The 21,435-nt window shown below is 64.2% G+C and carries 18 protein-coding genes and 2 riboswitches; of the genes, 14 read left to right on the top strand and 4 right to left on the bottom strand.

Annotated features, from left to right (window positions below):
- Positions 1-273 precede the first annotated feature (273 nt).
- Complete coding sequence (locus AWB67_RS13255; protein WP_087656698.1) at positions 274-1,584, top strand: MFS transporter; 1,311 nt, start codon at positions 274-276, stop codon at positions 1,582-1,584.
- A gap of 71 nt (positions 1,585-1,655) precedes the next feature.
- Here AWB67_RS13255 and AWB67_RS13250 read toward each other — a convergent pair whose 3' ends face one another.
- Entirely contained in the window at positions 1,656-1,955 is a 300-nt protein-coding gene (locus AWB67_RS13250; RefSeq protein ID WP_087656697.1) for a DUF4148 domain-containing protein, read from the bottom strand.
- Between the two features lie 381 nt (positions 1,956-2,336).
- Between AWB67_RS13250 and AWB67_RS13245 the strand changes: the two genes are divergently transcribed.
- Positions 2,337-3,284 (top strand): Dyp-type peroxidase, encoded by a 948-nt coding sequence (locus AWB67_RS13245; RefSeq protein WP_087656696.1) that lies wholly within the window; start codon positions 2,337-2,339, stop codon positions 3,282-3,284.
- Positions 3,285-3,473: 189 nt separating this feature from the next.
- Positions 3,474-4,931 (top strand): NCS1 family nucleobase:cation symporter-1, encoded by a 1,458-nt coding sequence (locus AWB67_RS13240; RefSeq protein WP_087656695.1) that lies wholly within the window; start codon positions 3,474-3,476, stop codon positions 4,929-4,931.
- Positions 4,932-5,025: 94 nt separating this feature from the next.
- Here the strand turns inward: AWB67_RS13240 and AWB67_RS13235 are convergent, their stop codons facing one another.
- Together AWB67_RS13235 and AWB67_RS13230 are read right to left on the bottom strand one after the other, a co-directional pair.
- Positions 5,026-5,916, bottom strand: a complete 891-nt coding sequence (locus AWB67_RS13235; RefSeq protein WP_087656694.1) for an alpha/beta fold hydrolase — start codon at positions 5,914-5,916, stop codon at positions 5,026-5,028.
- 191 nt (positions 5,917-6,107) lie between these two features.
- Positions 6,108-7,334, bottom strand: coding sequence for a D-amino acid dehydrogenase (locus AWB67_RS13230; protein WP_087656693.1), 1,227 nt, complete (start codon positions 7,332-7,334; stop codon positions 6,108-6,110).
- 44 nt (positions 7,335-7,378) lie between these two features.
- Positions 7,379-7,478: riboswitch (glycine riboswitch) on the bottom strand.
- Positions 7,479-7,571, bottom strand: a riboswitch (glycine riboswitch).
- A 387-nt stretch (positions 7,572-7,958) separates the two neighbouring features.
- Between AWB67_RS13230 and AWB67_RS13225 the strand changes: the two genes are divergently transcribed.
- From AWB67_RS13225 to AWB67_RS13215, 3 genes are read left to right on the top strand one after another with little or no spacing between them, the layout of a single operon-like run.
- Positions 7,959-9,230 carry an MFS transporter gene (locus tag AWB67_RS13225; protein WP_087656692.1) on the top strand — a complete coding sequence of 424 codons (1,272 nt, stop codon included), beginning with the start codon at positions 7,959-7,961 and terminating at the stop codon, positions 9,228-9,230.
- 19 nt (positions 9,231-9,249) lie between these two features.
- A complete protein-coding gene (locus AWB67_RS13220; RefSeq protein ID WP_087656691.1) occupies positions 9,250-11,673 on the top strand; it encodes a glycoside hydrolase family 31 protein in 2,424 nt (807 codons plus the stop codon).
- A gap of 11 nt (positions 11,674-11,684) precedes the next feature.
- Entirely contained in the window at positions 11,685-12,863 is a 1,179-nt protein-coding gene (locus AWB67_RS13215; protein WP_087656690.1) for a porin, read from the top strand.
- Between the two features lie 228 nt (positions 12,864-13,091).
- On the opposite strand, the gene AWB67_RS13210 is transcribed toward AWB67_RS13215, so the two are convergent.
- Complete coding sequence (locus AWB67_RS13210; RefSeq protein ID WP_087656689.1) at positions 13,092-13,778, bottom strand: nitroreductase; 687 nt, start codon at positions 13,776-13,778, stop codon at positions 13,092-13,094.
- A 97-nt stretch (positions 13,779-13,875) separates the two neighbouring features.
- Between AWB67_RS13210 and AWB67_RS13205 the strand changes: the two genes are divergently transcribed.
- The 8 genes from AWB67_RS13205 to msrC all read left to right on the top strand — a co-directional run bounded on the left by AWB67_RS13205 (position 13,876) and on the right by msrC (position 21,346).
- Positions 13,876-14,679 (top strand): alpha/beta fold hydrolase, encoded by an 804-nt coding sequence (locus AWB67_RS13205; RefSeq protein ID WP_087656713.1) that lies wholly within the window; start codon positions 13,876-13,878, stop codon positions 14,677-14,679.
- Positions 14,680-14,872: 193 nt separating this feature from the next.
- On the top strand, positions 14,873-15,475 hold the full coding sequence (locus AWB67_RS13200; protein ID WP_087656688.1) for a (2Fe-2S)-binding protein: 603 nt from the start codon (positions 14,873-14,875) through the stop codon (positions 15,473-15,475).
- A gap of 13 nt (positions 15,476-15,488) precedes the next feature.
- The gene (locus tag AWB67_RS13195) at positions 15,489-16,493 is read left to right on the top strand and encodes an FAD binding domain-containing protein (RefSeq protein WP_087656687.1); all 1,005 of its coding nucleotides are present in this window, start codon (positions 15,489-15,491) and stop codon (positions 16,491-16,493) included.
- A 21-nt stretch (positions 16,494-16,514) separates the two neighbouring features.
- Positions 16,515-18,737, top strand: coding sequence for a xanthine dehydrogenase family protein molybdopterin-binding subunit (locus tag AWB67_RS13190; RefSeq protein WP_087656686.1), 2,223 nt, complete (start codon positions 16,515-16,517; stop codon positions 18,735-18,737).
- Positions 18,738-19,052: 315 nt separating this feature from the next.
- Positions 19,053-19,616, top strand: a complete 564-nt coding sequence (locus AWB67_RS13185) for an ArsR/SmtB family transcription factor (protein ID WP_235025136.1) — start codon at positions 19,053-19,055, stop codon at positions 19,614-19,616.
- Between the two features lie 8 nt (positions 19,617-19,624).
- On the top strand, positions 19,625-19,954 hold the full coding sequence (locus AWB67_RS13180; protein ID WP_327365815.1) for an SRPBCC family protein: 330 nt from the start codon (positions 19,625-19,627) through the stop codon (positions 19,952-19,954).
- 27 nt (positions 19,955-19,981) lie between these two features.
- Positions 19,982-20,734, top strand: coding sequence for a DUF899 domain-containing protein (locus AWB67_RS13175; RefSeq protein ID WP_087656684.1), 753 nt, complete (start codon positions 19,982-19,984; stop codon positions 20,732-20,734).
- A gap of 120 nt (positions 20,735-20,854) precedes the next feature.
- Positions 20,855-21,346, top strand: a complete 492-nt coding sequence (gene msrC, locus AWB67_RS13170; protein WP_087656683.1) for a free L-methionine (R)-S-oxide reductase MsrC — start codon at positions 20,855-20,857, stop codon at positions 21,344-21,346.
- Positions 21,347-21,435 lie beyond the last annotated feature (89 nt).

The raw sequence follows: 21,435 nt of genomic DNA, 5'->3' as shown, positions 1-21,435 counted from the left end.
CCGCCGACACGTCGCTCCATACGCGCGACCTCGGCGGCACGGCGACCACGGCGCAAGTGACGGCAGCGGTCTGCGCGCTGCTCGACAAGGCCGCAGTCGCCGCCGCAGCCTAAGCGCGCGTCACACGAAGCAGGGAATCCCGAGCGGCATCCGCGCCGCTCGTGGCTTCCTGCGCGCCTAAAGATTCACGATCGACACCTCTGCAGCCCCGATGCGCGCGCCCAAAACCATAAAAAGCACACGCACCGCCCACCCCTCCAAGGAGGAGACAAGATGATTTCCGATCTCGAAGCGCGGGTTTCCCGCAGGCTCATGCTGCGGATTATTCCGTTCGTGATGCTGCTTTACTTCATCAGCTTTCTCGACCGTGTCAACGTAGGCTTCGCCGCGATGACGATGAACAAGGCCATCGGTCTATCGCCCACGGCGTTCGGCCTGGGCGGCGGGTTGTTCTTCATCGGCTACTTCCTGTTCGAAGTTCCGTCGAACCTGATTCTTCACAAGGTAGGCGCGCGCAAGTGGATCGCGCGGGTGATGGTGTCATGGGGGATTGTCTCTGCGGCGTCGGCGTTCGTCGTAGGGCCGAACAGCTTTTACGCGCTGCGCTTCATTCTGGGCGTCGCCGAAGCGGGCTTCTTCCCCGGCATCATTCTGTATCTCAGCCTGTGGTTCCCGGCCCGGCAGCGCGCCGTCGCAGCAGCCTGGTTCATGGCGGCCGCGCCGATCTCGACCGCCATCGGCTCGCCGCTCTCCGGCGCGATCATGAAACTGCCCCCGATCTGGGGTTTCGCCGACTGGCAGATGCTCTACATCATCGAAGCCGTGCCCGCGATCATCCTCGGCTTCGTGGTGCTGAAGTACATGACGGACACGCCGTCGAAGGCGCACTGGCTCAAGGCCGATGAGCGCGAGTGGCTGATCGCGAAGCTGAAAATGGAAGCCGACGCGAAGCAATCGCATGCCGGACACACCGCTGGCGCGTTGAGCGCACTGCGCGATCCCCGCGTGCTTGCGCTTGCGCTGATCTACTTCGGGACGTCGGCAGGTCTCTATACGCTCGGCCTCTGGGCGCCGCTGATCATCCGGCAGTACGGCTTCGGTTCGTTCGAGACGGGTCTGCTTGCCGGCGTGCCGAGCGTGCTCGCCGTGATCGCGATGATCCTTTGGGCCAAGCATTCGGACCGTACCGAAGAACGCACGTGGCACGTCGTCATTCCGTGTGTCGTGGCCTGCCTCGGGTTCGTGTTCGCCGGGGGCGCCACCAGCGCGTTGATGATCATCCTGGCGCTGGTCGTCGTGAACATCGGGATCAGCGCGGCAAAAGCGCCGCTGTGGGCGATGCCGAGCATGTTCCTCTCGGGTGCCGGAGCGGCGGCCGGGATCGCGATGATCAACTCGGTCGGCAACCTCGGCGGCTTCGTCGGGCCGTTCGCGATCGGCTGGCTCAAGAACGTGACGGGTGGGTATTCGGCGGGCTTGTATCTGGTCGGCGCGACGCTGGCTGTGTCGGCGGTCGTTACGCTGATGCTGAGCCGGCAATCGAAGCAGACGACTGCGGCCGGTGAGGAAGGAACGGTTCACTGAGCGTATCGGGAGCACATCACACTAAGGAAACGGTCGCTCGGCGACCGTTTCCTTTTTACGCTTGGCGACGCTCAAGGCCGCGCGTACACGGAACCGAAACCGGGGATGTTCGCGACCGCATCCGGCGCCCCAGCCGCCGATGTCCCGGTGATCGACGAACCGTACGAATCCGTCGCGTACAGGCGAGCCGACGCCGCCTGGATATTGCTCGGGTATTGAGTCTGATCGCTGGCCGGGTTGTAGCCGGCCTTCTGCAACTGGATGAGTTCTGCGCGGACGCCCTCACGCGTCACAGGCGCGTTCGACTGCGCGAACGAAGCGAAAGGCGTGGCGAGAACGGCGGCAACACCGAGAATTCGAAAGAGTTTCATGGTCGTACTCCGTGCGAAAGAAATGAAGGTTTCGGCAAGAACCGGGGGATCGGCGCGGACAGATTCCGTTTCCCGCCGCCGGTACCGAAGGTGTCTGGCGATGACTGCATTTGAACGCGCGGACGTATCCGGGGTGTGTCGGGAAGGCGCCGTTGTGTATCGCCATGTATCCGTTGGCGCGACAGATACATGACGAAGCAAAACGATGATCTTTGCGCATGCAGGCAAGGCGGCGCGGAGGTTCGATGGACTGGTACGCCCTGGCCACGCCCGGCCGCGCGCGCCTCCGTCCGTGGGACGCGACGGCTCGTGGTCGCGCCGATTCGCGGAATCCACTAATCTTGCTGAAAACCCCGCCACCGATCCAAGGACATTCATCCGATGCCCACCGACCTCCCGGAACCGCAAGCCGTTTGCAATCCCGTCACACGCAGCGCGATCTTCATCGTCGCCACGCTCGAGCCCGGCCCCGACCACGCGAAGTCCGTGCGCGATCTTTGCGCCGACGTCGCCGGTCTGGTTCGCGCTGTCGGCACGCGTGCGCCTACCGGCGAGCTGTCGTGCGTGTTCGGCTTCGGCTCCGACGCATGGGATACGCTTTTCGGCGCACCGCGCCCCGCGAACCTTCACGCGTTCCGCGAGTTCGGCGAAGGCGCGCGCCGCGCGATCGGCACGCCGGGCGATCTTCTCCTGCATATTCGCGCGGACCACATGGACCTTTGCTTCGAGCTCGCCGCCCAATTGATGGGACGGCTGGGCGGCGCGGTCTCGGTCGTCGATGAAGTGCATGGCTTCCGCTATTTCGACCTGCGCGACATGGTCGGCTTCGTCGACGGCACGGAGAACCCGAGGGGCCGCGAGGCGTTCGACTTCGTCGTGATCGGCGATCAGGATCCCGAGTTTGCCGGCGGCAGCTATGTGATCGTGCAGAAATACCTGCACGACATGACGGCCTGGGATTCGCTGTCAGTCGAGGCGCAGGAACGGATCATCGGCCGCAAGAAGCTGTCGGACGTCGAACTCGCCGATGGCGTGAAGCCGTCGTCGTCGCACAGTTCGCTCACGACAATCGACAAGGACGGCCAGGAAGTGAAAATCCTGCGACACAACATGGCGTTCGGCCGTCCGGGCGCGGGCGAGTTCGGGACTTACTTCATCGGTTATGCCAACGCGCCCGACCCGATCGAGCAGATGATGGAGAACATGTTCGTCGGACGGCCGCCCGGCAACTACGACCGCCTTCTCGATTACAGCCGGGCGGTCACGGGTAGTCTGTTCTTCGTACCATCGGCGCCGATGCTGGAGGCGCTCGCGGATCGCAATCCTTAGCTTTCGATTAGTAAGTCGCGCGGCAAGGTGCCTACACGTACATCGCCTAGGGTTAACCCATTCGATACAAGGCAACAAAATACATAAAGTTCTTCCATGCGAGTCTGCTTCAGACGCCGGGGCTGCGACGCGGCCCAAGGTTATTCGGCGGTGTTTCCTGAGTGCCACGAACCCTTTGGAGATAACAAAATGGAAATCCGCGACCCTTCCCCCGGCCTCTACAACGAAGACCTCGCGCCCGCCAAGGTACGCAACTGGGGCGCCTTCAGCATCTTCAACGTCTGGACGTCCGACGTGCACAGCCTCTGGGGCTACTACCTCGCCGCCAGCCTGTTCCTGCTGTGCGGCAGCTTCGTCAACTTCGTGCTCGCGATCGGCCTCGGCTCGCTCGTCATCTTCGCGCTGATGAACCTGATCGGCTTCGCGGGAGAAAAAACCGGCGTCCCTTATCCCGTGCTCGCGCGCGCGTCATTCGGCGTGTGGGGCGCCAACCTCGCGGCGATCGTGCGCGCGGTCGTCGCGTGCTTCTGGTACGGCGCGCAGACAGCGGCGGCATCGGGCGCGATGGTCGCGCTCCTGATCCGCAGCGACAGCCTGATGGCGTTCCACAAGGGCACGCACGTCCTCGGCCACTCGGGGCTGGAGGTGATCTGTTACGTGGTGATCTGGGCGCTGCAGTTGCTCATCATCCAGAAAGGCATGGAGACTGTGCGCAGGTTCCAGGACTGGGCGGGCCCGGCCGTGTGGATCGCGATGCTGATCCTCGCGATCGGCCTTTGCATCAAGGCCGGCGGGTTTTCGTTCTCCCACGGCATTCCGATGCCCGTGCTCCTGGAGAAGACGAAGGACGCCGGCATCAGCGGCACGCCGGGCTCGTTCTGGGCGCTGATGGCAGTGGGCGCGACGTGGATCACTTATTTCGCGGCGCTGTACCTGAACTTCTGCGACTTCTCGCGCTACGCGAAAAACCGCGATGCCGTGAAGAAAGGCAATCTGTGGGGCCTGCCGGTCAACCTGATCGCGTTCTCGCTGGTCGCGGGCGTCACCACGATCGCCGCGTTCAAGGTGTACGGCGAAGTGCTGCTGCACCCCGAGCAGATTTCAGCGAAGTTCGATAGCTGGGTACTGGCGCTGATCGCGGCGCTGACGTTCGCGGTCGCGACGCTCGGCATCAACGTGGTCGCGAATTTCGTGTCGGCGGCATTCGACATCTCCAACACGTTTCCGAAAGTGATCAGCTTCAAGAAGGGCGGCTACATCGCGGCGGCCATCGCGCTCGTGCTGTATCCGTTCGCGCCGTGGGAAGGCAACGCCGCACACTTCGTCAACGCGATCGGCGCGACGATGGGGCCGCTGCTGGGCATCATCCTGGTCGACTATTACCTCGTCGCGAAGGGCAACATCAACGTCGCGGCGCTTTACCAGGAGTACGGCGAGTATCGCTACGAAGGCGGGTGGAACGTCAACGCGCTGACGGCCGCGGTGGTCGGCAGCGTGTTCTCGACGTTCCTGCCCAATTTCACGAGCCTGCTGCCGGTCTGGTGGAACACGTATGGGTGGTTCTTCGGCGTGGTGATCGGCGGCGGCATGTATCTGGTCATGGCGACGCTGCGGCCGCGAAACGCCGTCGCGCCGACGCGGGCCTGAGGATTTGTGCGGGTCGCGGACGGGTTCATGTGAAGCCGTCGCGCGAACAGTGCGTAAGCGGTTTTTGCGACGCCGTGGCGCGCTGCTGCCCGCCTCAGCGCAGATGCGCGATCACCGCATCGGCGACGGCATCGGGCGTTTCCCGTAGCGGGAAATGTCCGGCGCCCTCCAGCAATACCCGCCGATAACCGCCCGTGAAATACCCTTCCATCCCCTCCGACGACTTCGCCTCGTCGCACAGATCGACGACGCCTTGCAGCATCAGCGTCGGCGTACCGAGCCGTTCGATCGTCGCCAGTCGCGCGTAAAGCGCCGCATACGACGCATCAGACGCTTCGTCCTTGCGCCAGCGACGCCGGTAACCGTTGAGCGTAATCGACACCCAGTCGGGGTTGTCGAAGGCACGCGCGGTGGCGTCGAACTCGGCGTCGTCGAACCAGCCGGGCGGCGACCACGTGTCCCACTGGATGCGCGCAAAGCCCTTGGGATCGGCACGGATCACCGACGGCGCGTCATCGAGCGCCATGAACCACTGGTACCAGAACTTGCGCGCCTGCGAGAAGTCCGGCAGTGTGAACGCGCCGCGCGGCTGGAATGCAAGCGCCAGCGCCGCGATGCGCCGCACGCGCTCGGGGAAGAGTGCCGCCATCGTGTAAGCGGCGCGCGCGCCCCAGTCGTGGCCGACGACATCGAAGGTCGAAAGCCCGAGCGCATCGGCGAGATCTATCGCGTCTTGCGCCAAGGCGACGCCCGAGCCGTCGCGCACGGTGTCGTCGTGCAGGAAGCGCGTCGCGCCCGACCCGCGCAACTCCGGGACGATGGTCCGAAAGCCCGCGTCGTTCAGCTTCGCCGAGACGCGCGACCAAGCCCGCGCCGCATCCGGCCAGCCGTGCAGCAGGATGACGGCGGAGCCGTCGTCGGGGCCGGCATTGGCGTAACAGATGTCGAGCTTCGCTGTCTTCGCGTGGTGCTTGAATTCGAGCATGGTCCACCTTCGCCGAATGAGGTGGATTCATTCTAGCGAAGGCGGTGAGCGCTTGCTTCGGCTCGCGGCGCTCCACGAAACGCCCGGCGCCCAAGAATCGCGTTGTCCGGCCGTGCGACGAACGGCGTGGCGCACATGCCTTGCCTCACGCATCGGCTGGCCCGTCGCAAAGCAGCCCACGCCATCTACCGCTAAGCCGCAATCGCCCCGACCACCAACTGCGCCGTCGCCGCCGAGAGCGTCCATCCCAGATGCCCATGCCCGGTGTTGTAGTACACGCCTGCCTGTCTGCCCTTCGACACCTTCGGCATCATCCCCGGCATCATCGGGCGCAAGCCGCTCCACGGGATCACCTTCGACGTGTCGATGCCACCGAAATGCCGCCGCGTCCAGTCGACGAGCGGCGCGATCCGGTCCGCGCGGATGTCGCGGTTGAAGCCGTTGATCTCCGCCGTCCCCGCGACGCGAAAGCGGTTCGCCCCGAGCCGGCTCGTGACGATCTTCGCGGAGTCATCGAGCAGGCTGACCCACGGCGCCGCCTGCTGGCTCGCTTCGTCGTCGAGTCCGACGGTGATCGAATAGCCCTTGACCGGATAGATGTTGACGCGGTCGCCGAGCATCGCGGCGATGTTGCGGCTCGCGACGCCCGCACACACGACGATGCCGTCGAACCGGTGCCGCTCGGTCTCCGCACAGCCATCGCCCGCTGCGCGCTTGACCGACACGTCGAACCGTGTGCCCACGCGACCGACCGATTCGACCGTCGTGTCGTGCATGAACGCGACGCCCCGGCGTTCGCACGCACGCGCGAGGCCGCGCGTGAACTTGTGGATGTCGCCGGTCGAATCGGACGGCGTGAAGAAGCCGCCGTGAAACTCCCCGCGCAGCGCGGGCTCGATCGAACGGATTTCGTCGGCGGTGACGGCGCGCCGGTCAAGGCCGCCTTGCGCGAGCAGCGCGTTCACGCGCGCCGCCGCCTCGAAACCGCGCTTGTCGTGATAGACGTGCAGGATGCCGCGGCGCTCCAGATCGAAGTCGATGTTCTCGCGCTCCGCGATATCGAACAAATGCCGCCGCGATTCGATCGCGAGCCGTGTTGTATCGATCGTGTTCGCGCGGTAGTTCCTGATCTGCCCGACGAATTCGGCCATCCACGAATACTTGTGCCAGCCCGGCGACGGGTTCATGAGGAGCGGCGCATCGCGCGTGAACATCCAGCGGATGCCTTTGAGCACGGTCACGGCGCTGTTCCAGACTTCGGCGTTGCTCGCGGAGAGTTGTCCGCCGTTCGCGAACGACGTCTCCATCGCGGCGTAGCGATGACGATCGATGATGGTGACCTGGAAGCCGCGCTCGGCGAGCGCGTGCGCGGTGGTGACGCCGGTGATGCCGGCGCCGATGACGGCGTAATGGGACATGAACGTTCCAGATGGTTGCGTTGAGGGCGCCGAAAACCGGCGCCTACGCCCCATCTGTCTGTGTACCTGAGAGCTTGACTCCGCCAGCGGGTGGCGGAGATCCCCTTCGGTGGGCGCGACGCGCCTCTCTCCAGATGTTCTGTGTCTAACCTGCTGGTCCTTTCGCCTGAGAGTTTCCGGGGCGGTTGCTCCGTCGGCGCCGTGCATCGGATGCGCGGTCTCTCCCAACAAGTCATGCAGAACGGCTAGAACTTAAGCGATCCCGGTTGGCATTGCAAACGGAAAATTAATCGGCTTTGGTCGCACATAGTCTTAATGCGTTCTTATGCGTGCTGCCAAATGCCAAGAGCGCGATTGCGATTCGACCGCACGTTGCGTAAGAATTCGAAGCCGGAGACAAATGTTCACAATCGAACATCCCTCTTACCAACGAGCGGCAAGTCGTCATATAACTCAATGACTTAGTCTTCATCGAACGCCTCCTATTCGGATGTTTACCGGTTGATACCTATGGTTTCCACCAGTTATCCACTCAAACCTCAGTAGTACGATGACCTCCCGCTAAATGTTCGTTTTCGTTCGAATTCGAACGAAAGACCAGCGAATCAAAAAGGGGAGGCATGCTTGAAAAGAACCATTACCGGTTTGCGTTGGTGGATCATCGCGCTCGTCTGTGCGGGCACGATCGTGAACTACCTGTCGCGCAATTCGCTTGGCGTGCTCGCGCCGGAACTCAAAACCCTGCTGCACATGAGCACGCAGCAATACTCGTATGTCGTCGCGGCGTTCCAGGTCGGCTACACGATCATGCAGCCGGTGTGCGGGTTGATCATCGACTTGATCGGGCTTCGCATCGGCTTCGCGGTCTTCGCGTGCCTGTGGTCGCTCGTCGGCTGCCTGCATGGCTTCGCGAGCGGCTGGATTTCGCTTGCAGCGTTGCGCGGACTGATGGGCTTGTCCGAAGCGGTCGCGATTCCGGCGGGCATGAAAGTCGTCGCCGAGTGGTTTCCGAACAAGGAGAAGTCAGTTGCGGTCGGCTATTTCAACGCGGGCACGTCGCTGGGATCGCTGCTCGCGCCGCCGCTCGTCGTGTTTCTCTCGCTTCACTACGGCTGGCGCAGCGCCTTCGCCGTGACCGGCGCGATGGGCTTCTTCTGGGCCGCCGCGTGGTTCCTGTTCTACCGCTCGCCCGCCGATCACGCCCGCATCTCGGATAAAGAGCGCGACGCCATCTTCTCGGGACAAAGCGCCATCGGCATCGACGCGGGCAAGCGCGGCATTCACAGCGTGCTGGGCACGCGCCGCTTCAGGGCCATCGCGCAGGCACGTTTCTTCGCGGAACCGGCCTGGCAGACGTTCAGCTTCTGGATCCCGCTCTACCTCGTCACCGAGCGCCACATGGATCTCAAGGAGATCGCTCTCTTCGCGTGGCTGCCGTTTCTCGCCGCCGACCTGGGTGGTCTCTTCGGCGGATACCTCTCTCCCTTCCTGATGAAGCATCTGCGCGTGCCGCTGATCTGGTCGCGCATCGCGGGCGTCGTCCTGGGCGCGGTGATGATGATCGGGCCGGCGTGCATCGGACTCGTCGCGTCGCCGTATCAGGCGATTGCGCTCTTCTGCGTTGGCGGCTTCGCCCATCAGATGATCTCGGCGCTCGTCAACACGCTGAGCGCCGATGTCTTCGAACCCGGCGAAGTCGGCACGGCCAGCGGGTTCGCGGGCATGGCGGCGTGGACCGGCGGCCTCGGTTTTTCGCTGCTCGTCGGCGCGCTGGCCGATTCCATCGGATACAAGCCGCTTTTCGCAGCGCTTGGGGCGTTCGACCTGATCGGCGCGACGCTGCTAGTGATCCTCATGCGCGGCCAGACGCGCGAACCCGGCTTGAAAACCGCCTGACCTGTTTGAGAGGTATGACATGGCAACGTTGAACAATCGACCGCGCTTTGCGCTGACCGGCCACGCCGGCAACCAGCTGGAACTGACGGCGCAGGCGGGCTGCCGGATCGAAGTGTTCGTCCTCGCCGACGACATCATCCGCGTGCTCGTCCTCCCCGACGGCGAGCTGCACGGCCCGCGTACGTGGGCAATCGCGCCGGGCATGGAAGACGTGCCGCTCGAAGGCCGCGATCGCCGCGACATGAGCGGCTTCGGCGAGACGCCGTACACGGTGTCGGCGTCGGCGGAGCGGCTCGTCGTGCAGACGGCCTGCATCCGGCTCACCATCAACCTCGACGGCGGCTTCTGCGCGTGGGACGTGCTTCAGGACGGCATCTGGCGGCGCGTTCTCAATGATCGCCGGACGCAGGCCTATAACTTCGGCTGGTGGGATTCACGCGTCTACCACTACGTCGAGCGCCAACGCGGCGAGATGTACGTCGGACTCGGCGAGCGCGCCGGGTCGCTCGACCGCGCGAACCAGCACTACGAGATGCGCAATATCGACGCGATGGGCTACAGCGCGCGCACGACTGACCCGCTCTACAAGCACATCCCGTTCTACGTGACGTGGCAGCCGGAAACATCGACGGGCTTCGGCCTCTTCTACGACACCCTCGCCGACTGTCACTTCGACATGGGCCGCGAACTCGACAACTATCACGGCCTTTACCGGCACTTCATCGCCGAGCATGGCGATCTCGACTACTACTTCATCGCCTCGCCGGGGACGCCAATGTCAGCCGTGCGGCGCTTCACGTGGCTGACGGGCCGCCCCGCCTGGATGCCGAAGTGGGGCCTCGGCTATTCCGGCTCGACGATGAGCTACACCGACGCCCCCGACGCGCAGCACCGCATGGGCGAGTTCATCGACCGATGCCGCGAGCACGACATTCTCTGCGACTCGTTTCACCTGTCGTCGGGCTACACATCGATCGGGAAGAAGCGCTACGTCTTCAACTGGAATCACGACAAGTTTCCCGACATCGATGGTTTCGTCGACGGCTACCTTCAGCACGGCGTGCGACTGTGCGCAAACATCAAGCCGTGTCTCCTGCACGACCATCCGGCCTTCGATGACGTGCAAAAAGCCGGGTTACTCGTCAGCGACCGCGACGGCGATCCCGCGTGGGTCCAGTTCTGGGACGAAGTCGGCGCCTACCTCGACTTCACGAATCCCGCGACGATCGACTGGTGGAAAGCGCGCGTGAAGGAAAGCCTGCTGCGGCACGGCATCGCCGCGACCTGGAACGACAACAACGAATTCGAGATCTGGACGCCGAACGCGATCGCGCACGGCTTCGGCAAGCCGTATCCGGCGCATCAGGTGAAGGTGCTGCAAACGCAACTGATGATGCGCGCCTCGCGCGATGCACAACGCGAGCACGCACCCGGCAAACGCCCGTTCCTCGTGTCGCGCTCGGGCGGCGTCGGCATGCATCGATACGTGCAGACGTGGTCCGGCGACAACTCCACGTCGTGGGAAACGTTGCGCTTCAACCTGAAGATGGGCCTCGGCCTCGCGATGTCGGGGGTATCGAACTCGGGGCACGACATCGGCGGCTTTTCGGGGCCGGCGCCCGAGCCCGAACTGTTCGCACGCTGGGTGGCGTTCGGCATCTTCCTTCCGCGCTTCAGCATTCATTCGTGGAACGACGACGGCAGCGTGAACGAGCCGTGGATGTATCCCGACCTGACGCGCCAGATCGCCGGACTGATCAAGCTGCGCTACCGGCTCATCCCTTATCTCTACGAGTTGCTGTGGCAGTCGCATCGCGACTACGAGCCGGCGCTGCGGCCGATGTTCGCCGAGTTTCCCCACGATCCCCGCTGTCTCGTCGATGGCGACGACATGATGCTCGGCGCGTCGCTGCTGGTCGCGCCGGTCGTCGAACCGGGACAGGACGCGCGCGAGGTTTATTTGCCGGCCGGTTCAAGGTGGGTCGCGTACTGGAGCGGCGACGCGTTCGATGGCGGCGCTTTCGTGCGCTTGCCCGCGCCGTTCGACGAGCCGGTGATGCTGATCCGCGAAGGCGGCGTGATTCCGCTGAACATGGCCGAACAGCACTTCGCCCGGCCCGCCGACGAGCGCGCGTTCATCGTCGTGCCGTTCGACGGGGCGGGGATCGCGCGCGGCGGCTGTATCGAAGACGACGGCGAAAGCGAAGCGTGGCGCAGCGGCGAGCAGGGCCGCTGGAACGTATCGATCGAGAGCTCGGCGGACGAGTTGGTACTCGTGATCGACCGCGTAGGTCGGATGCCGCGCGAGCAGTCGCTTGTGCAGGTTCTGATACCGGGCGGCGAGACACGTCCGGTCACATGCGCGGACATGGATCTGGCCGCAGACGAAACCACCGCAGGCTGGCGGCGCATCACTGTTCGTTTCCCCAGCAAATCGCAATAACAGGGCATCACATGAAGAAGAACGAGTTCACGCGCATGCGTGCGTTGGCCGTCGCGTGCGTTCTTGGCGCGTCGGTATCAGCAGAAGCGTTTGGGCAGTCGAGCGTCACGCTCTACGGCGTCGTCGACGATGCCTTCACGTACGTCAGCAATCAGCGCGGGCAATCGAACATCTACCTGAGCCAGGGCAACCTGCAAGCGAGCAAGTTCGGCTTTCTCGGCGCGGAAGACCTCGGCCGTGGAACCAAAGCCATTTTCCGCCTCGAAAGCGGCTTCAATTCGCTGACGGGCGCGCAAAGCAGCACGGGGCTGATCTTCAACCGGCAGGCGTATGTCGGCGTGAGCAACGATGCCTACGGCACGCTCACGCTGGGCCGCCAGTACACGCCGTACTTCACGATGGTCGGCGGTCTCGGCCCTACCAACGTGCTGACGGGCGCGACCGGCGCGCACCCCGGCGACCTCGACGCCCTCGATACGACGCTGCGCTTCAACAACTCGGTCACGTATGCGTCGCCGAATCTCGCGGGCCTGCAAGTCGGCGCGCAATACGCACTCGGCGGCGTGCCGGGGAGCGTCGCCAGCGGCAGCAACTTCAGCGCGGCCCTGCGCTACGACTACAAGGCGTTCGCCTTGGCAGCCGGCTACGTGAAGCTGAAGGACATGGCGACCAGCCCGGCGCTCGGCACGTTCGCGATCAACTCGCCGGTGAATAGCAGCTACGCCTCCGCGCGCAGCACGCAACTGATCGCGACGGCAGCGCGCTACACGTTCGACGACTTGATGGTCGGCGTCAATTATTCGAACGTGCAGTACGCGCCGGGCGCAGGTTCCCACTTTGCGAGCGAAGCGGTGTTCAACACTTACGGCGTCATTTCGACGTATCGATTCACGCCGGCGGTGATCGTCGGCGCGGGGTATAGCTACACGCGGGCCAGCAAGTCGAACGGCATGAGCGATCCGGCGCGCTACCACCAGGTGTCGCTCGAAGAGACCTACAGCCTGTCGAAGCGCACGACGCTCTATGCGCTCCAGGCCTATCAACGCGCGCAGGGCCAGTCGCTCGCCGTGTCGGGCGCGGGGACGAGCATCGTCGATGCCGTGGCGGTCGTCGGGGATTCACAGAACACGACGCCGTCGTCAGGCCCGTCGCAATTCGTCGGCATGGTAGGGATTCGGCATGCGTTTTAAAGAATCTTAAGTCTGCGTTAAGAAACCCCGCCTACTCTTTCCCTCGATTCCCCTCAGAATCGAATCCCCTCCTTCCGGCCGCCTCGGCGGCCGTCTTTTTTGGTGAGACGCATGCAAACCCTCTGGCGGCTGTTCGTAGTCATCGCCGCCCTCGTCGCGATTGTCGCGGTGGGTGCGGGGCTCCTGTCGATCGTCGCCAAGCTGTTCATCCACGCGCCGCTGTAACCGTCAGCGCAGGAAGCGCACGATGCTTTTCACCGGCTCGCGCTCGCTCGCAAGCCTGTTCTCCGGCTTCGACAGATCCGCGAAGCCGAGGCTCATTCCGCACACGACCCGCTCGTTCTCCGGCAGCCGCAACTGCTCCGCGATGATCCTGTGATAGCGGTTGAACGCCGCCTGCGGACACGTATCGAGTCCGAAGGCGCGCGCCATCAGCATGACGTTCTGCAGGAACATGCCGTAGTCGAGCCACGAGCCGCGCTCCATGTTGCGATCGGTCGTGAAGACGATGCCGACCGGCGCGCCGAAGAACTCGAAATTACGCCCCATCTGCGTCTTCATGCCTTCCTTGTCGTCGCGCGTCAGGCCGAGCAGCGAATACAGCTCGAGCCCGAGCGTGCGCCTGCGTTCGATGAACGGCGACGCCCACGTTTTCGGGTAGTACGCGAATTCCTCCTCGTGCAGGCTGTCGGCTTCGGGATCGTTGAAGACGCGCAGGACCGCGCGCGATAGTTCCTCCTTGAGCGCGCCCGTCAGCACGTACGCTTTCCACGGCTGGATATTGCTGCCCGATGGCGCGCGGCTCGCGTGTTCGAAGATCGATTCGATCGTCGCTTCGTCGATGGCGTCCGGAAGGAACGCGCGGATCGAACGCCGCGAGTCGATCGCCGCTACGACGCCGGAATCTGCTTTCATCGATGGCTCCTCGTCGGCAATGCGCAAATCGCAAGTCTATCCGTCGTCCGCGCGGACGCGCGCTATCATCGTCGAAGCGCCATTCCTTCATCTCATCATGAGTCGATCAGCAGAAAATCAGTCGTTCGCAACCTTGGCCGATGCGCTGAGCGTCGAGTATCAGTGGCTGACCGCGGAGCGCGCCGATGCGCCCATCGCCGTGTTCCTGCACGAAGGGCTCGGCTCGATCGCGATGTGGCGCGACTGGCCACAATCGCTCTGCGATGCGCTCGGCCTGCGCGGGCTCGTCTATTCGCGCCCCGGCTACGGCCGTTCGACGCCGCGCGCGCCGGGCGTGAAGTGGTCGGTCGATTTCATGCACCGGCAGGCTGAGGACGTGCTGCCCGCGCTGCTCGATACGCTCGGCATCGATGCCGCCGAACGCCGTCGCATGTGGCTGATCGGCCATAGCGACGGCGGCTCGATCGCGCTTTTGTACGCCGCCGCGTTTCCCGAGGCGCTGGCCGGCGCGGTCGTGCTCGCACCGCATGTGACGGTGGAGCAGGGATCGGTCGACGCGATCCGCGCGACGAAGCATGCCTACGAGAACACCAGCATGCGCGAAAAACTCGCGCGCTATCACGACGACGTGGATTCCGCGTTCTTCGGCTGGAACGACATCTGGCTCGATCCTGCATTTCGCGCGTGGGACATAACGGGGGAACTGGCGTCGATCGCGTGTCCGCTGCTCGCCATCCAGGGCGAGGACGACGAATACGCGTCAATGGCGCAGATCGACACCATCGCCGAGTACGTCCGCCAAGCGAAACTGACGAAATTGCCCGATTGTGGACACTCTCCCCATCGGCAGATGCCAGAGCGCGTGAACGATTCAATCGTCGCTTACATGCGCGGCCTCTGAATCGCCGATCAGGCATAAATCGTGCGATGCAACAGCGCACGCGAGCCGTGTCGGCGGCCACTGAAAAAGCATTCGCAAGTGCCTATACTGGCTGAGTGGTCCATCAGCCGGCGTCTGTACGCCGGATCATCCGCCCTCGTCGCACCACGACCCGTCCTCTCCAAGCCACGTCCCTTGCCAGGAGAAAAGCACGATGCAACAGCACGTCCCCCAATCGAGCACCACCATCAAGCCGCGCACGCCGCCCGTGCCGGAGCAGAAAGAAACCACCACCCTCAACGGAAGCCACGCCGCCGAAGTGCTTGCGCCACCGGTCGCGCCCGTGGCGTCGCCGACGTCATCGGTCGAACTGACGGTCAACGGCAAGAACTACTCGATGTCGCTCGACCCGCGCACGACGCTTCTCGACGCGCTTCGCGAGCACCTGCACCTGACCGGCACAAAAAAGGGTTGCGACCACGGCCAGTGCGGCGCGTGCACGGTACACGTCAACGGCCGGCGCGTGAACGCGTGCCTGTGCCTCGCGGCCAATCACGAAGGCGACCAGATCACGACGATCGAAGGCATCGGCAGCGTAGAAGCGTTGCATCCGATGCAGGCGTCGTTCGTCGAGTGCGACGGCTACCAGTGCGGGTACTGTACGTCCGGGCAACTGATGTCGGCGGTCGCGCTCCTGAACGAGCCGGTCGGCCCGGCAGACGCCGACGTACGCGAAGCGATGAGCGGCAACCTGTGCCGCTGCGGCGCGTATCAGAACATCGTCATGGCGATTCAGGCCGTGCGCGGCAAAGCCTGAGGAGACCGACGACATGGAACTCTTCCAGCTTTCGCGCGCGTCCAGCGTGCGCGATGCCATCGAGGCCGGCGCTTCTTCGCGCACCGCGCAGCAGGGCGCCGACGTGCGCTTTCTTGCGGGCGGCACGACGCTGCTCGACCTGATGAAGCTCAACGTCGAACGCCCGGGCCGCGTGATCGACATCAGCCGCCTGCCGCTGAATCAGGTCGAAGCCACGGCCGACGGCGGCGTGAAAATCGGCGCGACGGTGCGCAACGCCGATCTCGCGCACCATCCGTTGATCCGCGAGCGTTACGCGGTGCTGTCGCAAGCGTTGCTCGCGGGCGCATCGGCGCAATTGCGCAACATGGCGACGACCGGCGGCAACCTGCTGCAACGCACGCGCTGCGTCTATTTCCGCGATACCGAAATGCCCTGCAACAAGCGCGAGCCCGGCACGGGCTGCTCGGCGATCGACGGCTTCAACCGCACGCAGGCAATCCTCGGCACGAGCGACGCGTGCATCGCGAGCAATCCGTCGGACATGAACGTCGCGCTGATGGCGCTCGAAGCGACCGTCCACGTCCAGGGCAGGAACGGCGAGCGCGCGGTCGCGATCGACGATTTCTTCCTGCTGCCCGGCAACACGCCCGAGCGCGAGACCGTGCTCGAACCCGGTGATCTGATCACGCATGTCACGCTGGCGCCGCCTGCTGCAGGCAGCCGCTCGGTGTATCTCAAGCTGCGCGACCGCGCGTCGTACGAGTTCGCGCTGGCATCGGCGGCGGTGGTCGCGACGGTCGCCGACGGCACGCTGAGCCATGTGCGCATCGCGCTCGGCGGCGTCGGCACGAAACCGTGGCGCTCGCGCGAAGCCGAAGCGGCGCTCGCCTCGGCCGCACCCGATGCCGATGCCTTCGCCCGCGCCGCCGCAGCCGCGCTCGCCGGCGCCAAGCCGCAAAGCGAGAACGGCTTCAAGGTCGAACTCGCCCGGCGCTGCCTCGTGCACGCGCTCAAGGCCGCCACTGCGCCCGCCTGACACGCACCAAGGACACCACACATGGCAACCGTGATCGAAACTCCCCTGTCCGTCATCGGACAGCCGCAACGGCGCATCGACGGGCCGCTGAAAGTCAGCGGCGGCGCCACCTACACGTCGGATGTCGATTTGCCTGGAATGCTGCACGCCGTGCCGGTGTGCAGCACGATCGCGAGCGGCAGGATCACGTCGCTCGAATTCGCCGCCGCCGAGCGCATGCCCGGCGTGCGCGCGATCCTGCATCGCGGCAACGTCGGCAAGTTTTTTCGCATCTCCGGCAACTCGATGGATACCGGCTACGTCGACGAAGCGCGCCCGCCCTTCGACGACGACGTGATCCGCTATTACGGCCAGTACGTGGCACTCGTGATCGCGGAGACGTTCGAGGCCGCGAGCGCGGCGAGCGCCGCCGTGAAGGTCGGCTACGACGTCACACCGCACGACGTCAGCGACGAACTCACGCTGAAGGACGAGCCGAAGGTCGAAAGCGAACGCGGCGATGCGGCCAAGGCGTTCGACAGCGCCGCCGTCAAGATCGATGAAACCTACGTGACGCCAGTCGAGACGCACAATCCGATCGAGCTGCACGCGACCGTCGCGCAGTGGGACGGCGAGGGCTACACGTTCTACGAGACCACGCAGGCGATCTCGAATCATCAGGGCACGCTGATGCAGATGCTCGGCCTGCCGAAGGAAAAGGTGCGCGTGATCTCGCGCTATCTCGGCTCGGGCTTCGGCGGCAAGCTGTGGATGTGGCCGCATTCGCTGCTCGCCGCGGCGGCTGCGCGCCATACGGGGCAGCCCGTGAAGCTCGTCCTGAACCGCAAGATGATGTTTCAGAACGTCGGGCATCGGCCGGTCACGCAGCAGCGCCTGCGCCTGTCCGCTGATGCCGGCGGCAAGCTCACGTCGCTGCGTCACGACTACGCGAATCATTGCTCGCTTCTCGACGACTACTCCGAAAGCTGCGGCGAGACCACGCCGATGCTCTACAGCACGCCGAATCTGCGCGTGACATCGGGCACGGTGAGGCGCAACGTCGGCTCGCCGACCGCGATGCGCGGACCGGGCGCCGTGCCTGGCCTGTACGCGGTCGAATCGGCGATGAACGAACTTGCGGTGAAGCTGGATATCGACCCGGTCGAGTTGCGGCTGATGAACGAACCGAGGGTCGACGAGAGCACCGGCTTGCCGTTTTCGTCGCGCAATCTGGTCGAATGTCTGCGCACCGGTGCGGACAAGTTCGGCTGGTCGAAGCGCACGTCGGCGGTCGGTTCGATGCAGCGCGACGGGCTGACGCTCGGCTGGGGCGTGGGCGCGTGCGCATGGCCGGCGATCCGCTTTTCCGCCGATGCCACCGTCGACTTGCGAGCCGATGGCACGGCGCGCGTCGTGTGCGGCACGCAGGACATCGGCACCGGTACTTACACGATTCTCGCGCAGCTGGTCTCCGCTCAGACCGGCTTGCCGCTCGACGCGATCGAAGTCGGACTCGGCGATAGCGCGCTGCCGGCCGGGCCGATTTCGGGTGGATCGGCAGCGACGGCATCGCTGATTCCGGCCGTATCGGATGCGGCTCGCGCGGCGGTCAAGATCGTGCTCGAGAAGGCGGCATCGCTCGAAGAGTCGGCGTTCAAGGGCGCGAAGCCCGAGGAGCTTGCGTTCAGCGAAGGACGCGTGCATCGCAAGGGCGAGGCGGCATTGGGCGGCGTTCCGTTCGCGCAGATTCTGCAGGCAGCGAAGATGCACGCGGCATCGGGTAACGGCAGCGCGAAAGGCGGCTTTGATGATCCGCTGAAGAAGAAGTACTCGATCTATTCGTACGGCGCGCACTTCGCCGAAGTGACCTGGCAACCCGAGATCGCGCAGTTACGCGTGAGCCGCGTCGTGACCGTGATCGATGCAGGGCGCATTCTGAATCCGTGTGCGGGGCGTAACCAGATCGAAGGGGCGGTGGTGATGGGCGTCGGGATGGCGCTTTTCGAGCAGACGCATTACGACTCGCGTAATGGCGCGCCGCTAAATAACAACCTCGCGGATTACATCATCGCGTCGAATGCGGATACGCCGGCGCTCGATGTCACTTTTCTTGACCATCCGGATACGATCTTCAATGAGCTCGGCGCGCGTGGGATTGCGGAGATCGGGCTCGCAGGGATCGCAGCGGCGATTACCAGCGCGGTGCACCATGCGACTGGGGTCTATGTGAGGAACCTACCGGTGATGATTGAGGATTTGCTTTGAGGTGGTTTAGGTCTTTGGATTGATTTTGGCGAGCCTCATGGCTCGCTTTTTTTTGGGGGGGAATCCGTTGCTTTGACGAGAGGCTCGCACGCTGCGGCGCTGATTGAGATGTCTTTCAAATCGACAAGCGTGCAACCGTGACTTTCGAAGGTGTCAACTGCGCTCATCTGCAAGCGCGGGACTGTTGAATATCGTATTCACGATTCAGTTGATTGGTCCCGACGACGAGGCTTACAGCAAAGCGCGCAGCGCCCTGGCGAACGGCGAGCGTCTCGGCGATCTGCGCGCGGACCATCTGGCCTGCCTGGCGCAGAAATGGCGATCGAGTTCGACTCCATCAAAATCGAATCGACCTGGCCACTTGGTACTTCGGCGAGCGAGCAAAAATCGCCCCTTGACACTCCTGCATCATCGCCTAAACTAAACCGTATGGTTAAGTATCAGACCACCATCGCCAACGATCCACTCGATCGCACGTTCGCCGCTCTGGCCGATCCGACCCGGCGCGCCCTGCTCGCGCGCCTGTCCGATCAGCACGACCTGTCGATCAGCGCGCTCGCGGAGCCGTTCGCGATGTCGTTGCCGGCGGTGATGAAGCATCTCGACGTGCTGTCCGACGCCGGGCTCATCACGCGCAGCAAAACGGGGCGCACGGTCGCGTGCCGACTCGCCCCCGGACCGATGGAGGAAGCGATGCAGTGGCTCACGCACTACCAGCGCTTCTGGACCGAACAACTCGATCGCCTCGCGGCGTTCGTCGAGGAGGAAGCATGTCCGAACAGTCCCAGCCCCACACCAAGCCCAGCCTCACCCTCGTCCGCCGGCTCGAAGCGTCGCCCGCGCGCGTCTTCGCAGCCTGGACCAACCCGGCGCAAGTAGTGCAGTGGATGCGCCCGCTCGACAACGAGTGCATCCATGCGGAAAACGACGTGCGCGTCGGCGGCCGCTACCGCATCGTGATGCGCGCGCCCGACGGCGAGGAACACGACGTGAGCGGCGTCTATCGCGAGATCGTCGCCGACAAGAAGCTCGTCTTCACATGGGCGTGGCGCAGCACGCCAGAGCGCGAATCGCTGGTGACAATCGCGCTGCGCCCCATTGGAGACGCCACCGAACTCACGCTGACCCACGAGCAGTTCTTCGACGAAGAGGCCCGCGACCGCCACAACGAAGGCTGGAACAGCTGCCTCGACAAGTTCGTGCAGTACTTCGCTTAACCCATCTCACCGAAGAAGGAGCGACAAATGGAACAGCACAGGATCGTTTCGAACGAAGAGTGGCTGACGGCGCGCCGCGCGCTGCTCGCCGAGGAAAAGGCGTTCACGCATGCCCGCGACGCGCTCGCCGCGCAACGCCAGACGCTGCCGTGGGTGCGAGTCGACAAGACCTACACCTTCGATACTCCGCAAGGAAAACGCACGCTCGCCGATCTCTTCGACGGACGCAGCCAGTTGATCGTCTATCACTTCATGCTCGGGCCGGACTGGGAGGAAGGATGTCGCGGCTGCTCGTTCGTATCGGATCACATCGATGGGACGATCGCGCATCTCGAGCATCACGATGTGTCGTACGTGGCGGTCTCGCGTGCGCCGCTTGCGAAGCTCGAGGCGTTCAAGAAGCGTATGGGCTGGCATTTCCGCTGGGTGTCGTCGAATCAGAGCGACTTCAATTTCGACTACCACGTCTCCTTCAGCGAGGAAGACAAGGCGAAGGGCAAAGTGGACTACAACTTCACCGAGCAGAACTACGAAAGCGATGAAATGCCGGGCGCGAGCGTGTTCTTCAAGGACGAAAAGGGCGACATCTTCCACACGTATTCGACCTACGCGCGCGGCCTCGACATGGCGCTCACCACCTACGTGTTGCTCGAACTCACGCCGAAGGGCCGCAACGAGCAGAACGGCATGCTCGACTGGATGCGCCATCACGACCGCTACGAAGACGCGGCGTCGGCCAAGGCGGGCGGGTGCTGCTCGGAGATGTCGCACGCGAAGTGAAGTCGATCGTGGATCGCGTGCAAGCGCGGTGCCATCGACGTATCATGGTCAGTTCCCGTGCGTCGCCAGCAAGGCCCACTCCGGCGCGGCGCACGCAACCGACCCGATGGACCCAGATCAATGTTCGAAGGCACCGTATCCGCCACCCTTCCGAAGGCCGAGTTCTACGACGAACTCGCCATGCAGGCCAGCGCACTTTTTGCCGGTGAAACGAACCGCATCGCGAACGCCGCAAACCTCTCCGCCCTTCTCTTCAACTCGATGCCCGACCTCAACTGGGCCGGCTTCTATTTCCTGACCGAAGGCGAACTTGTCGTCGGGCCGTTTCAGGGCAAGCCCGCCTGCGTGCGCATCGCGATCGGGCGCGGCGTGTGCGGCCGCGCCGCCGAAACGCTCGAGACGCAGGTCGTCGCCGACGTCCACGCGTTCCCCGGCCACATCGCCTGCGACGCTGCCTCGCGCTCCGAAATCGTCATTCCATTGCAGACCGCGGCCGGCGAACTGATCGGCGTGCTCGACATCGACAGCCCCAAACTCGCGCGTTTCGACGACGAAGACCGCCAGGGCCTAGAAGCCGTTGCGCGCGTTTTCGTCGAGACGATCCGAGTCTGACACGGCTCTGACACCGGTTCCGCCGAGTGCACCGCGCCCGCAGACTGGATCGACGGCGCGCAAGAAGCTATAACATAAGGTCACGCGCA

The organism is Caballeronia terrestris (assembly GCF_001544515.1).
Lineage (GTDB): Bacteria > Pseudomonadota > Gammaproteobacteria > Burkholderiales > Burkholderiaceae > Caballeronia > Caballeronia terrestris.
Note: the sequence above shows the minus strand (reverse complement) of the source record. Positions and strands in the feature narration are given on the sequence as shown.

What these genes read in the sequence shown, in the direction of transcription:
- AWB67_RS13240 (WP_087656695.1), top strand. Translation starts at nt 3,474, where the DNA reads ATGGAAATCCGCGACCCTTCCCCCGGCCTCTACAACGAAGACCTCGCG.
- msrC (WP_087656683.1), top strand. Translation starts at nt 20,855, where the DNA reads ATGTTCGAAGGCACCGTATCCGCCACCCTTCCGAAGGCCGAGTTCTAC.
- AWB67_RS13185 (WP_235025136.1), top strand. Translation starts at nt 19,053, where the DNA reads ATGGCGATCGAGTTCGACTCCATCAAAATCGAATCGACCTGGCCACTT.
- AWB67_RS13250 (WP_087656697.1), bottom strand. Translation starts at nt 1,955, where the DNA reads ATGAAACTCTTTCGAATTCTCGGTGTTGCCGCCGTTCTCGCCACGCCT.
- AWB67_RS13245 (WP_087656696.1), top strand. Translation starts at nt 2,337, where the DNA reads ATGCCCACCGACCTCCCGGAACCGCAAGCCGTTTGCAATCCCGTCACA.
- AWB67_RS13255 (WP_087656698.1), top strand. Translation starts at nt 274, where the DNA reads ATGATTTCCGATCTCGAAGCGCGGGTTTCCCGCAGGCTCATGCTGCGG.
- AWB67_RS13205 (WP_087656713.1), top strand. Translation starts at nt 13,876, where the DNA reads ATGAGTCGATCAGCAGAAAATCAGTCGTTCGCAACCTTGGCCGATGCG.
- AWB67_RS13230 (WP_087656693.1), bottom strand. Translation starts at nt 7,334, where the DNA reads ATGTCCCATTACGCCGTCATCGGCGCCGGCATCACCGGCGTCACCACC.
- AWB67_RS13195 (WP_087656687.1), top strand. Translation starts at nt 15,489, where the DNA reads ATGGAACTCTTCCAGCTTTCGCGCGCGTCCAGCGTGCGCGATGCCATC.
- AWB67_RS13215 (WP_087656690.1), top strand. Translation starts at nt 11,685, where the DNA reads ATGAAGAAGAACGAGTTCACGCGCATGCGTGCGTTGGCCGTCGCGTGC.
- AWB67_RS13175 (WP_087656684.1), top strand. Translation starts at nt 19,982, where the DNA reads ATGGAACAGCACAGGATCGTTTCGAACGAAGAGTGGCTGACGGCGCGC.
- AWB67_RS13220 (WP_087656691.1), top strand. Translation starts at nt 9,250, where the DNA reads ATGGCAACGTTGAACAATCGACCGCGCTTTGCGCTGACCGGCCACGCC.
- AWB67_RS13200 (WP_087656688.1), top strand. Translation starts at nt 14,873, where the DNA reads ATGCAACAGCACGTCCCCCAATCGAGCACCACCATCAAGCCGCGCACG.
- AWB67_RS13210 (WP_087656689.1), bottom strand. Translation starts at nt 13,778, where the DNA reads ATGAAAGCAGATTCCGGCGTCGTAGCGGCGATCGACTCGCGGCGTTCG.
- AWB67_RS13180 (WP_327365815.1), top strand. Translation starts at nt 19,625, where the DNA reads ATGCGCCCGCTCGACAACGAGTGCATCCATGCGGAAAACGACGTGCGC.
- AWB67_RS13190 (WP_087656686.1), top strand. Translation starts at nt 16,515, where the DNA reads ATGGCAACCGTGATCGAAACTCCCCTGTCCGTCATCGGACAGCCGCAA.
- AWB67_RS13235 (WP_087656694.1), bottom strand. Translation starts at nt 5,916, where the DNA reads ATGCTCGAATTCAAGCACCACGCGAAGACAGCGAAGCTCGACATCTGT.